Below are 12,527 nucleotides of genomic sequence, written 5' to 3' on the forward strand. Positions count from 1 at the left end.
TCTGACAACATTTCGGGCCTGGGCGGGGCTACACTGCCGGCATGCTCGACATCGATCGGATCCGCGCGGACACTCCCGGCGTGATGGGGACGCTCTTCTTCGACAGCGCGGGCTCTTCGCTGCCGCCGTTGCCGGTGCTCGAAGCCGTGATCGCCCATCTGAGGCTCGAGGCGCAGATCGGCGGCTACCGCGCCGCGGAGGCGGCCAAAGACCGGTTCGCGGGCGTGAAGCAGTCGATCGCGCGGCTGATCGGCAGCGCGCCCGAGGACGTCGCGTTGCTCGACTCGGCGGGCAGGGCGTGGAACGAGTTCTTCTCCTCTGTGCCGTTCGAGCCGGGGGACCGCATCCTCACCTGCCGCGCGGACTATCCCAGCAACGCGATCAACGCGCTCAAAGCGGGCAAGACGTCCGGCGTGCGCGTCGAGGTGATCCCGTCCGACCAGCACGGCAGGGTGGACCTCGGGGCGCTGGAGGCGATGCTGGACGATCGGGTGCGCCTCGTCTCGCTCGTGGAAGTCCCGACGAACAGCGGGCTCATCAACCCGGTGCGCGAAGTGGTGGAGCTCGCGCACGCGCACGGGGCGCTGGTGCTGCACGACGCTTGCCAGTCCGTTGGGCAGCTCCCGGTGGACGTGGCCGAGTCGGGCGTGGACGCGATGTCCTCCACCGGGCGCAAATGGCTGCGCGGCCCGCGCGGCACGGGCTTCCTCTATGTCAATCCGAAGACGACGGCGGGTCTTGAGCCGAGGGTGCTCGGCACCTACACGACGGCGTGGACCGGACCCGACGAGTACGAAGTCGCGAAGGACGCGAGCCGGTTCGAACAGTGGGAGGGCAACATCGCCGGATTCCTCGGGCTCGGGGCCGCCGTGGACTACCTCCTGGACGTCGGGGTGGCAGAGGCGAGCGCCGCGCTGCGCGCGAACGCGCGGCGGCTGCGCGAGGGTTTGGCGCGGATCCCGGGGGCGCGGGTGTGGGACTTGGGCGAAGACCTGGGCGGCATCGTGACGTTCTCCCTCGACGGCGTGTCCGCGGACGAGGTCGTGGCCGAGCTCGTCGAGCGCTCGGTGTCCTGCCATTTCTCCCGCCGCACCTCCGCCCAGCACGACATGGCCGCGAAGGGCCTGACAGATGTGGTCAGGTTCTCGCCGCACTACTTCAACACGGAACCGGAGGTCGATCATCTGCTGGGGCTGGTGTCGGAGGTGGCTTCCAGACTGAAGCCGTAGGACGCGCAGGGCCGAGGGGCGAGGTCCGGGACGCCCCGGAAGGGCTGTCGCCCGAGCTGGTTCTGGCCGTGAGACGAGTTCGGCCCCGCAGCAGAGGCTGCGGGGCCGAACTCGTCTCTTCGGCTCAGGCCGTGTGCGGCTGGGCCGCGGCCGGCGCGGGCGGTTGCGGCGTGGCGTGGGTCCGCACGCGCATCGGCCACCAGAACCAGCGTCCGAGCAGCGCCGCGATGGACGGCGTCATGAACGCGCGGACGACCAGGGTGTCGAACAAGAGGCCGAGACAGATCGACGTGCCGCATTGGCCGATGGCGATCAGGTCGCTGGTGATCATCGAGCCCATGGTGAACGCGAACACCAGGCCGGCCGAGGTGACGACTCCGCCGGAGCCGCCGATGGCTCGGATCATGCCGGTCTTCAGGCCGCCGTGGAGCTCTTCTTTCATCCGGGAGACCAAGAGCAGGTTGTAGTCCGATCCCACCGCCAACAAGATGATGACGGTGAAGGGCATCACGAACCAGTGCAGCTGCAGGTGCAGCAGATGCTGCCAGATGAGCACGGAGAGCCCGAACGAGGAGCCCAACGAGATCGCGATGGTGCCGACGATGACGAAGGCCGCGACGATGCTTCGCGTGATGATGAGCATGATGAGGAAGATCAGGCTCATCGCCGAGATCACGGCGATCATCAGGTCGTATTTGACCTGTTCGCCGATGTCGTGATAGGTCGCAGCAGTGCCGCCGAGGTAGATGTTCGCGTCCTCGAGGGGCGTGCCCTTGATCGCTTGTTTCGCCGCTTTGAGCTCGGTCCCTGTCGTCGCCAGCGCCTCGGCTCCCGCCGGGTCGCCCTGGTGGGTGACGATCATCTGGGCGGCTTTTCCGTCCGGGGACAGCATGAGCCGCAAACCGACTTTGAAGTCGTCATTGTCGAAAGCCTCTGGCGGCAGGTAGAAGAAGTCGTCGTTCTTCGCCAGGTCGAAGGCCTCTCCCATGACGTAGTTGGTGTCGGTCATCCGGTCCATCTGGTCGATGAGGCCCTTGAAGGAGCTGTACATCGTCAGCGTGATGTCCCGCATATGCGTGGAGATGGAGATCATCGGCGGGATTTGGGCCAGCATCTGGGGCATGAGCTGGTCCATCTTCGCGATATCGCCGTACATGAAGCCGATGCTGTCGGTGAGCTTGTCGATGCTGTCGAGCGCGTCGAAGAGCGACCGCCCGGCCCAACACCACGGGAGTTCCCAGCAGTTCGTCTCCCAGTAGAAGTAGTTGCGGAACGGGCGCATGTAGTCGTCCAGATAGCTCATCTGGTCGCGCATCTGCTCGGTGGTGGCCTTCATCTCGGCCGTGGTGCCGACCATGTGGTGCGTGACGTTGACCAGCTGGCTGGTGATGTCGTACATCCGCTTCAGGACCGCGATCATCTCGCCGAGGTCGTCGCTCATCTTGTGCATGTCTTCGATGCGAGCCTTCAGATAGTTCATGTTCTCGACCATCGGCGTCGAGCTCATGCTCACCTGGAAGGGGACGGAGCTGTGGTCGATGGGGGCTCCCAGCGGCCGGGTGATGCTCTGCACCTTGGCGATGCTGTCGATGCGGATCACGTTCTTCGCGATCCGGTCGAGCACGAGCATGTTCGCGGGGGTGCGCAGGTCCACCGCCGAGTCGATCAACAGGATGTCGGGGTTCATCCGGGCCTTCGAGAAGTGCTTGTCCGAGGCGAGGTACCCGATCTTCGAGGGGAGGGTGTCCGGGATGTAGTCCCGGTCGTTGTAGTTCACCTGGTAGGACGGCAGGATGCCGAGGCCGATGATGGCGACGATCATCGTCACGACGAGGATCGGCCCGGGCCACCGGGCGATGGCGGTGCCGAGCCTGCGCCAGCCCCTGGTCTGGATCTTGCGCTTGGACTCCATCATGCCGACCTTGGTGGCCAAGAGGAGCACGGCGGGGCTGAGCGTCATCGCGGCGGCGACCACGACGAGCATGCCGATGGCGCAGGGGACGGCGAGCGACTTGAAATAGGGCAGGTTGGTGAAGGTCAAGCAGTACGTCGCGCCCGCGATGGTCAGGCCAGAGCCAAGGATGACGTGCGAGACGCTGTGATAGGTCGTGAAGTACGCGTCGATCCGATCTTCGCCCGCCGCTCTCGCCTCGTGGTAGCGGCCGACGAGGAAGATCGCGTAGTCCGTACCCGCCGCGATGGCCAACGCGACCAGCAGGTTCGTCGCGAACGTGGACAGGCCGATGACGTGGTGGTGGCCGAGGGCGGCGACCACGCCTCTGGCCGCGCTGAGCTCGAGGATGACGGTCAGGAAGATGAGCAGCGTCGTCATGATGGAGCGGTAGATGATGAGCAGCATGACGACGATGACCGCGAGGGTGATCATGGTCATCTTGATCATGCTCTTGTCGCCCGCGTCGTTCATGTCCATCGTGAGCGCGGCCTGGCCGGTGACGTAGACCTTCAGGTCCGCCGGCGGGTCGTTCTCCTTGGGGCCGTGCTTGCAATCGACGCCGCCGGGCTTGCAGTCCACCAGGTTGTTGACGACGTCGCTCACCGATTGGACGGACTCTTTGCCCTCGTTGGTGCCTTGGTCGCCGATCAGGTTCAGCTGCACGTAGGCGGCTTTCGCGTCGACGCTCTGGACGCCGCCCGCCGTGTTCCGCGCGCCCCAGAAGTCTTGGACGTGCGCGACGTGCTTGGTGTCTTTCTGCAGGCGTTGGACCAGTTTGTTGTAGTACGCGCGGGCTTCGTCGCCAAGGTCGCCCTTCTGGCTCTCCAAGAGCACCATGACCATGCTGTCGGAGTCGAACTGCTTGAACAGCTTGCCTTGCAGCAGGATCGCCTTGTAGGACGGCGCTTCCTTTGAAGCCAGCGAGACGGAGTTCTCCTTGCCGACCTCCTCGAGCTGCGGGACGAAGACGTTCAGCAGGACGATGCCCACGAGCCAGAGCAGCACCACCAGCGGCGAGGAGTGCAGGATGAGCCGCGCGATGCGCGAATGTTTGACGGGGGCGTGGGGGGCCGCGGGAGTGGTCATTCGGTCTCGCTCCTCATTGCCCGGGCGGGCCGGGGGTCGCTGTGCTTCGGTGGGGCGCTGTGCTTCGGGGGACGGATGCTCTCGCCGCGCTCATGCGGACTTCACCAAGCAGCCGATGTAGGCGTTGTGATCGGTCGAGGACTGCTGGTCGCGTACTTCGCCGTTGACGGTGATGCGGCAGCTGAGGCTGTCGCTGTCCCCTTGCGCCACGACCTGCGCGAAGATGGAGTTGAGCTTGGTGGAGATGACCAGCTTCCACGGCAGGGTCGTGAACTGCTCGCGGTGCGGCTTGGCGCGCTCGTCGAGGTAGTTGACCTCGCCCCTGGTGCCCGGCGGGCCGGAGATCTCGTAGATCACGTCTTTGGGGATGACCGGGTCGGTGTTGTCCTTGATCTCCGCCGCTCGGACGGTCTCCGCGCCGAAGATCCCGTGGATGCGGTAAACCGCGAACGACGCGCCCGCGACCACGGCCACGATGATCAACGGCAGCCATATTCGTCTCAAGATCTTCAAGACCTCACGACCCCTTCTGCTTGTTCACGTCTGCGGCCCGACCCGGGCCCGTTTCCTCTGCGCGCATCCCAGGAACTCTGTTCGGCAGGTTTGCTCTCAGGGGGTTGACAGGGAAAGTATAGATATTTCTTAGACAGTTGTTGCATACTACCAAGCAACTGTCAATTTTCTCGGGGGTTTCCATGGCCGTGTCAATAGTATTGACACTTGATTTGTGATCGTAATCAGGGCGTCTGTGCTTGTCAAGCGCACTTTTCGCAGTCTGTCGAACTCAGGGGGTGACGGAGATCATGGTTTTCGGAAGGGGGGTTCCGTTCGCGCTTCCCGGTGTCCGCCGAGCCGGGGCCGCCCCGTTCGTCGGGATCGGCGGAACCGCCTCGAGCGGGCAGGCTTGCGCCGGGCGGGCTTGCGCGAGGAAAAGCGGCGCGGAGCGGGCTTTTAGACGGAGGCGAGCAGCGCGGCGGAACCCGAGCGCTTGAGCTTGCCGGACGAGGTCTTCGGCAGGGTGCCGGGGCCGAGCACCACGACCTTGCGCGGCCGGACGCCGACCTCGGAGAACACGGCGTGCACGATGTCGTGCCTGATGCGCTCGGACTCTTCCTCGTCCTCGTGCAGCTTGCTCTCCACCACGACGGCGAACGACTCGCGCAGCTCGCCGGCGTCGAGCCGCACGGCGACGGCGTTGCCCGCGCGGACTCCGGGCACGCCGCACGCGGCGCGCTCGATGTCGGTGGGGTAGATGTTGCGCCCGCCCATGATGATCACGTCTTTGACGCGTCCGCAGACGACCACTTCGCCGTCCTCGGTCACGTACCCGACGTCGCCGGTGTCGAGCCAGCCTTCGGCGTCGGTCATCGGCACGGGGCCGTCAACGGTGATGTAGCCGGGGGAGACCACGTCTCCGCGCAGGTGGATCACGCCGACTTGGCGTGGCTCGATGGCGCGGCCCTCGTCGTCGACCACTTTGATCTCAAGCGGATCGACGATCTTGCCGAGCGTGGCGAGGCGGCGCACATGCCCCTTCGTCGCGGGCACGGCGCGGCCCATGAGCTCCAAGAGGTCCGCGTCGACGACTTCCTCGCGAAGGCCCGTGCCGCGCACGGGGAGCGAGACCGCGAGAGTGGTCTCGGCCATGCCGTAGCACGGCGCGATGGCTTCCGGGCTCAGCCCGAACCGGGCTCCGGCCTGGACGATGGCCTCCATGGTCTCCGGCGAGACCGGCTCGGCCCCGTTCATCATGTACTTCATGGAGGAGAGGTCGACCGCGCCGTCCGGAGCCTGGTTCAGGCGGCGGGCCAGCAGGGAGTAGGCGAAGTTCGGGGCGGCGGTGACCGTGCCCCGGTATTTGCCGATCAGCTCAGCCCACAGCAGCGGCGAGCGCAGGAAGTCCATCGGCGTGACGTGCACGGACTGGCCGCCGAGGATCATCGGGGTGGCGAGGTAGCCGATCATGCCCATGTCGTGGAAGAGCGGCAGCCAGGAGATCGTGACGTCGGTCTCGACGTCGAAGCTCAAGCCGTCGTGCTGGGCGTGCGCGCAGTAGTACAGGTTCTCGTGGGTGATCACGACGGCCTTGGGGATGCCGGTGGAGCCGGAGGTCAGCTGCTGCAGCGCCACGTCCTGCTCGCCCATCGGGACGGGGCGATGCTCGGGCCCTTGCGCAGCTCGCTGATGAGCGCGACGCGGATGCCGTGCTGGCGCAGCACGTCGACGGCGGGCTCGAACGGCTCGCCGACCACGACCACGTCGGCGTTGATCATGCGCACCACCCGCAGGGTGTCTTCGGCCCACTGGATCAGGTCGGTGCGGGGGGTGGGCTGGTGGAGCATGGTGATGGACGCGCCCCGGATCCAGACGCCCTGCACGAGCGGGGCGATGTCCACAGGCATGCCCGCGAGGACGCCGACCGCGTGCCCCGGCTCGACTCCGACTTCGGCGAGCCCGCCCGCGATCTGCCGCGCGACGGCGTGGATCTCGCCCCAGGTCTGGAAGAGCGGGGCGTGCGGATCGCCGGTCGCGATGCCTCTGGGGGAGGCTGCGGCGTTCGCGAACATCTCGGTCGTGAACCTGCTCAAACTGTGCTCCTCGGGTTGTGGACAGTGACCTTAGAGTACTCTTAGACTCTTCACAGAGCAACCAATTGTGTCATGTCGCGGCGGGTTCAGCGGGAGATTGCCGTTTGTTCACGCGGGGTGAGGGCGGAAAAGTTCCTCGATCGTGTCCGGCGCGACATCGGCGACGGCATTGGGCCGCCACGTCGGGGAGCGGTCCTTGTCCACGAGCGCGGCGCGCACCCCCTCGGCGAAGTCCTCGGTCTTGGTCACCGTCGTGGCGAGGTCCAACTCGCGGGCCAGGCACGCCGCCAGGTCGCTCGCGGCCCCTTCGCGGATCAGGCGGAGCGTGACGGCCAGCGAGGTCGGCGAGGCGGCGGCGAGTGCTTCTCGCGTCGCTTGCGCCCATTCGCCCGTCTCGCCTTCGATCCGGGAGAGGACGTCCGCCGCGCTGTGGCCGGCGAAGACCGCGTCGATCCGCTCCAACGGCAGGCCGATCGGGGGGACTTCCTCGGTGTAGGCGCCCCACACGCTGTCCGAGTCCACCCCGGAGACCAGCGCGGCGACCGCGTCGGCGAGGTGCGCGCGGGGGACGAACCGGGTGGCCAGGCCCGAAGCGACCACGTCGGACCCCGTCAAGCGCGCTCCGGTGAGTCCGAGGTAGGTCCCAAGCTCGCCCTGCAACCGGGAGAGGAAGTACGAGGCTCCGATGTCGGGGAAGAAGCCGATCGCGGTCTCGGGCATCGCGGCGACGGCGTGTTCGGTCACAATCCGCTCCGCGCCGTGGACGCTGATGCCAAGGCCCCCGCCGAGGGCGTAGCCGTCGATCACGGCGACGTACTCCTTGGGGTACTCGGCGATGAGCCGGTTGAGCGTGTACTCCTCGGCGAAGTACTGCCGGATCGACTCGGTCTCGCCCTTCAGGGCGAGTTCGCGGATCGCCCGGATGTCGCCGCCCGCGCAGAACGCCTTCGGCGAATCGCTGGTGACCACCACTCTGCGCACCGAGTCGTCGTGCGCCCACGCGGCCAACGGCCCGGCGAGTTCGCGGATCATGGCGAGGTCGAGTGCGTTGAGGGCTTGGGGGCGGCTGAGGACGAGATGCCCGACGCCGTTCTCTGCTGTGGCGCGCACGTGTGAGGTCATAGGGCCAACGCTACCTCAGCGCCACGGGCCGGCCCAGGCGGCGGCGCGCGGGCGGATGACGCTCGGACCGGAGCCGTTTATGGTGGAACGCGTCGTTCTGACGATCAAAGTAGAGAGGCAGGGTCTCGTGCCCGAAGAGGAGTCCAGCCCCGACGCGGAGCAGGAGGCGCAGGAAGAGGCCGGCTCCGAGCCGGTCGTCGTCGCGCGCCAGCTCGAAGTGGCCACCGAGCACGGGCCGCTCTTTCGGGGGGTTGACCTCGACATCGGCCCCGGCCTGCACGCGCTGCGGATCCCGGCGGGCCCGAGGCAGTCGGCGCTCTTGCTCGCGCTGGCGGGGCGGCTGCGTCCGAAGGCGGGCACGGTCACGGTCCTCGGCGAGACGGACCCCCGCGCCGTCCGCAAGCAGTGCGCGGTCGCGGCGATCGAGGGCGTCGACGAGCTCGACGACCCGGTGACCGTGCGCACGGTGCTCGCGGAGCAGCGGCGGTGGTTCGCGCCGTGGTACGCGTCGGTGCCGTCCGACGCGGGCCGCGCCGAATTCGACCTCGTGTACGGGGAGAACCAGGCTCCGGAGCCGTCGGCGCGGATCCGGGAGCTCACGGACATGGACCTGTTCCTCTTGCGCGTGACGCTCGCGCTGCTCGGGGGCAGGCCGGTCCTGGTGGTCGGCGACCTCGAACAAGTCCGCGACGAGGAGCGGCGGGCGCGCGCGCTGGACCGGCTGGCCGCGGTCTCCCGCCTGCGCACGGTGCTCGTCGGCGTGACCAACCCGCTCGGCCCGACTGCCCCCGACCACACGCTGCACCAGTGCGGCTTGGACCTGTGAGGAGCTCATTGTGATTGCCGGACTCGCATTCGGATCCGAGATCAAACGTTTCGGCGGGAGCCGGATCACCAGGGCCGCGCTGGTGGTGCTGGTGCTCTTGCCGCTGTGCTACAGCGCGCTGTACATGTGGGCGTATTGGAATCCGTTCGGGCAGTTGAACCACCTGCCGGTCGCCCTGGTCAACGCCGACCGGGGAGCCGAGATGAACGGACAGCGCGTCAACGTCGGCGCGCAGGTGACCAAGAGCCTCGACGACGACCGGAGCCTGGACTGGCACGTCGTCGACGAGGCCGCCGCCGAGGCGGGGATCCAAAGCGGCAAGTACTACTTCATGGTGGAGCTGCCCGAGAACTTCAGCGAGGCGATTGCCTCGCCGGTCACCGGGAGTCCGGAGCGGGCGCAGCTGAAAGTCGTCTACAACGACGCCAACAGCTTCATCTCCTCGACGGTCGGCAAAGGCGCGATGAACCAAGTGGTCGCCGCCGTCTCGACCCGTATCTCCGGCCAGGCGGTGAACGAGATGCTGTCGCAAATGCTCATGGCAGGGGGCGGCGTCCGGCAGGCGGCGGACGGAGCCACGCTGCTCGCGGACGGCGCGGACCAGCTGGCGGCGGGCAATCGCGAGCTGGCCGAGGGCACGCAGCAGCTGGCAAGCAAAGTCACACAGGCCACCGATCCGCTGCTCCAAGTCGCGACCGCGCTTTCCCAGCTGCGCAGCGACCCGAAGCAGTTCCAGCAGGGGGCCGACGCGCTGGCCGCCGCGGCGGACAAGCTCGAAGCCGACGCGGCGGCCCAGGACGCGGTGGCCAAGGGGCTCGGCTCGGCGGTCGAGAAGCTGTCCGACAGTTCGGACCCAGAGGCCAGAGAAGTCGCCTCGCAGCTCGCGGAGCTGCGAGGCCAGCTCGCCGCGCACCAGTACACCCCCGAGATCAGGGCGCAGGCGCGGACGGCGAAGGACGCGGCGGTCGCGTTCCAAAGCGCCTTCGGCGCGCCGGGCAGCCCGCTCGGCCAGGCGCTGGACCATGTGGCGGGGCAGCAGGCGCAGATCGCGGCGAAGCTCGCCGAGGTGCGCGGCGGGGTCACGAAGCTCAACGACGGCGCGCACCAGCTCGCCGACGGCTCGGCGCGGCTGGCGGCGGGCAACCGCGAGCTGGCGACCAAGCTGCAAGAGGGCGCGAACAACGTTCCGCAGTGGTCGGACGAGCAGCGGCAGGCGATAGCGGACACGATCAGCGCCCCGGTGCAGCTCGACTCGACGCATCACAACGCCGCGCCGTACTTCGGGGTGGGGATGTCGCCGTTCTTCATCTCGCTCTCGCTGTTCTTCGGCACGCTCATGCTGTGGATGGTGTTCCGGGCGCTGTCGAACCGCGCGATAGCGGCCGAGGCGTTGCCGATCCGCGTGGTGCTCTCCAGCTACTTGCCGGTCGCGGCGCTCGCCTCATGCCAGGCGGCGGTGGTCTTCCTCGTGGTCAATCTCGCGTTGGGGCTCCATCCGGCGCATCCGGCCGGAATGCTCGGGTTCATGGTGCTCGCATCCTGCGTGTTCGTCGCGCTGGTCCAAGCGATCAACGCGTTCTTCGGGGCCACGATCGGCAAGGTGCTGGCGATGATGCTCTTGATGGTGCAGCTGGTCAGCTCGGGCGGGCTGTACCCAGTGGAGACGACGGCGAAGCCCTTCCAGGTCCTCCACGCGTTCGACCCGATGTCCTACAGCGTGACCGGCCTGCGCGAGCTGGTGTCCGGCGGGATCGAGTATCGGCTGTGGCAGTCGATCGCGGTGCTCGCCTTGGTGGGGATCGGCTCGTTGGTGGTGTCCATGCTCGCGGCGCGGCGGGACCGCATGTGGACGCTCACGAGGTTGATCCCGCAGATCAAAACCGGCTGACGGCTTCTGCGAGCGCGGTTGTCGTCCCCCGTTGGCCGCCTCGCGCGTTCGGAGGCCGATGAGCTGGACGGTGAGCATCTCGCGCAGCCCTTCGTGGAATAGCTCTTCGCCGGTGGGCATGCCCATCTCGGTCAACACGGCGCGGATCTCCTCGGTGGGCTGGCCGTACGGCCAGAGCCCCGATGCGAGGACGTGGACGGACCCGGCTCCGAGAACGGCGGAAACCGGGCTGAGCCCGGGGAGCGCGAGGGCGAGGACATCTGCGAGGCGGGCGATGTTCTGGTTCGCGCGTCGTTTGAAGTCGCGGGCGAACTCGATGGAGATATTGCGCTCCAGCACGCTGGCCATTGCCGAGATCAGCTCGCACAGCAGGGGCCGCGCGACGAGGGATTCGACGATGGTGTGGGCGACGGCGGCCTCCCTCGCGAAAGGCGTGGCGGCAGCGGTGCCCGCCGCCGCGCCCTCCGAGGCGAAGACGCGCGCCAACTCGTCCAGCCAGGCGCGCTGCTCGCGTTCGAGGATCTCCAGGAAAATCGCCTCGCGGCTGTCGAAGTAGCGCAGCACGTTGGACTTCGCGAGCCCGACGCGGGAGGAGAGCTCGCGCAGGCTGATCTCGGCGATCGGCATCGTGCGCAGCATGTCCGAAGCCGTGTCGAGAATGGCCCGGCGGCGCTGTTCCACTTGTTCGGGGCTGCGAGCGCGCTGGAACCCGCAGTCTTTGTGCTTCATCGCCACAGTTTAACAGTCCGGCGGTCTCTTGACAAAGTTCCATTGGTCTCTTAATATCAGACCATCGGTCTGATATTGGGCCGAGTTCGAGAATTCCGCACGAGTTTTAGGAGGACTCCGATGTCCCGCAGATCCCTCAACCTCGCCGTCCCCGACCTCACTGGCAGATTGGCCGTCGTCACCGGGGCCAATTCCGGCCTCGGCTTCGGCATCGCCAAGCGTCTCGCCGAGGCCGGCGCAGAGGTCCTGCTCGCCGTCCGCAACCAGCAAAAGGGCGAAGACGCGGCGGCCAGGATCAAGGCCGAGAATCCGAAGGCGCGGGTCGGCTTGCGCCGTCTGGACCTTGCGAGCCTCGCGTCTGTCGCGGCGCTCGGCGAGCAGCTGAACGCCGAGGCGCGCCCGATCCATATCCTGGTCAATAACGCCGGGGTCATGACTCCGCCGAGGCGCGAGGTCACCGAAGACGGCTTCGAGCTGCAATTCGGCAGCAACTACCTCGGCCATTTCGCTCTCACCGGCCACCTGCTGCCGCTGCTGCGCGCTGCCGAGAACCCCCGTGTGACCACCATGTCCAGCGATGCGGCCCGCTACGGCAAACTGGACTTCGACGATCTGCAGAGCGAGCGGAGGTACCGCTCGCTCGCCGCCTACGGAGCCTCGAAGCTCGCCGACCTCGTCTTCGCCCGCGAACTCGACCGGCGCAGCCGGGCGGAGGGCTGGGGAATCGTGAGCAACGCGGCGCATCCCGGAGCCACCAAGACGAACCTGCAGACCGCCGGCCCCAACTACGGTTCGGACAAACCGAACCTCTTTGGCCGAATGTCGCAGCTGCTCACTCCGCTGTTCCAGGAGATCGACGAAGGGGCTCAGGCTGCCTTGTACGCGGCGACCAGCCCGGAAGCCACTGGCGGGGCCTATTACGGGCCGGTTGGTTTCATGGGGATGATCGGCGGCGGCGCGAAGCTCGCCCGCGAGCCCAAGCAGGCCAATGACGAAGCGGCCGCGCGACGGCTGTGGACGGTCTCCGAACAACTCACCGGGGTCCGCTACCTGTCCGGCAAAGTTTCCTAGCCCGGCCAGCGCACGGCAAGGAGGGGCGCCGTGG

General features: G+C 67.4%; 7 protein-coding genes and 2 pseudogenes. 4 read left to right on the forward strand and 5 right to left on the reverse strand.

The window, feature by feature from the left end:
* Positions 1 to 41: 41 nt before the first annotated feature.
* Positions 42 to 1,229 (forward strand): aminotransferase class V-fold PLP-dependent enzyme, encoded by a 1,188-nt coding sequence (locus tag HMPREF9336_RS02425; protein ID WP_007471682.1) that lies wholly within the window; start codon positions 42 to 44, stop codon positions 1,227 to 1,229.
* Positions 1,230 to 1,353: 124 nt separating this feature from the next.
* On the opposite strand, the gene HMPREF9336_RS02430 is transcribed toward HMPREF9336_RS02425, so the two are convergent.
* The 4 genes and pseudogenes from HMPREF9336_RS02430 to HMPREF9336_RS02445 form a co-directional block, all read right to left on the reverse strand.
* Positions 1,354 to 4,269: an MMPL/RND family transporter gene (locus HMPREF9336_RS02430; RefSeq protein ID WP_007471681.1), complete on the reverse strand. Its 2,916-nt coding sequence runs from the start codon at positions 4,267 to 4,269 to the stop codon at positions 1,354 to 1,356.
* A gap of 90 nt (positions 4,270 to 4,359) precedes the next feature.
* Entirely contained in the window at positions 4,360 to 4,782 is a 423-nt protein-coding gene (locus HMPREF9336_RS02435; RefSeq protein ID WP_007471680.1) for an MmpS family transport accessory protein, read from the reverse strand.
* Between the two features lie 438 nt (positions 4,783 to 5,220).
* Positions 5,221 to 6,857 (reverse strand): annotated as a pseudogene (locus tag HMPREF9336_RS02440) (fatty acyl-AMP ligase).
* A gap of 108 nt (positions 6,858 to 6,965) precedes the next feature.
* Positions 6,966 to 7,979: an enoyl-CoA hydratase/isomerase family protein gene (locus tag HMPREF9336_RS02445; protein ID WP_007471678.1), complete on the reverse strand. Its 1,014-nt coding sequence runs from the start codon at positions 7,977 to 7,979 to the stop codon at positions 6,966 to 6,968.
* A gap of 79 nt (positions 7,980 to 8,058) precedes the next feature.
* On the opposite strand from HMPREF9336_RS02445, the gene HMPREF9336_RS02450 reads away from it, so the two are divergent.
* Together HMPREF9336_RS02450 and HMPREF9336_RS02455 are read left to right on the forward strand one after the other, a co-directional pair.
* A complete protein-coding gene (locus HMPREF9336_RS02450) occupies positions 8,059 to 8,805 on the forward strand; it encodes a hypothetical protein (RefSeq protein WP_021029962.1) in 747 nt (248 codons plus the stop codon).
* A gap of 10 nt (positions 8,806 to 8,815) precedes the next feature.
* Positions 8,816 to 10,693 carry a YhgE/Pip domain-containing protein gene (locus tag HMPREF9336_RS02455; RefSeq protein WP_021029963.1) on the forward strand — a complete coding sequence of 626 codons (1,878 nt, stop codon included), beginning with the start codon at positions 8,816 to 8,818 and terminating at the stop codon, positions 10,691 to 10,693.
* 114 nt (positions 10,694 to 10,807) lie between these two features.
* On the opposite strand, the pseudogene HMPREF9336_RS17775 reads toward HMPREF9336_RS02455, so the two are convergent.
* Positions 10,808 to 11,422: pseudogene (locus tag HMPREF9336_RS17775) on the reverse strand (TetR/AcrR family transcriptional regulator); the annotation flags it as partial.
* Positions 11,423 to 11,542: 120 nt separating this feature from the next.
* Between HMPREF9336_RS17775 and HMPREF9336_RS02465 the strand changes: the two are divergent.
* Entirely contained in the window at positions 11,543 to 12,493 is a 951-nt protein-coding gene (locus tag HMPREF9336_RS02465; protein ID WP_007471674.1) for an SDR family oxidoreductase, read from the forward strand.
* Positions 12,494 to 12,527 lie beyond the last annotated feature (34 nt).

It is taken from the genome of Segniliparus rugosus ATCC BAA-974 (assembly GCF_000185725.2).
Classification (GTDB): Bacteria; Actinomycetota; Actinomycetes; order Mycobacteriales; family Mycobacteriaceae; genus Segniliparus; species Segniliparus rugosus.

Excerpts from the sequence above, each read along its gene's own strand:
- HMPREF9336_RS02465 (WP_007471674.1), top strand. The coding sequence starts at position 11,543 with ATGTCCCGCAGATCCCTCAACCTCGCCGTCCCCGACCTCACTGGCAGA.
- HMPREF9336_RS02425 (WP_007471682.1), top strand. The coding sequence starts at position 42 with ATGCTCGACATCGATCGGATCCGCGCGGACACTCCCGGCGTGATGGGG.
- HMPREF9336_RS02445 (WP_007471678.1), bottom strand. The coding sequence starts at position 7,979 with ATGACCTCACACGTGCGCGCCACAGCAGAGAACGGCGTCGGGCATCTC.
- HMPREF9336_RS02430 (WP_007471681.1), bottom strand. The coding sequence starts at position 4,269 with ATGACCACTCCCGCGGCCCCCCACGCCCCCGTCAAACATTCGCGCATC.
- HMPREF9336_RS02450 (WP_021029962.1), top strand. The coding sequence starts at position 8,059 with ATGGTGGAACGCGTCGTTCTGACGATCAAAGTAGAGAGGCAGGGTCTC.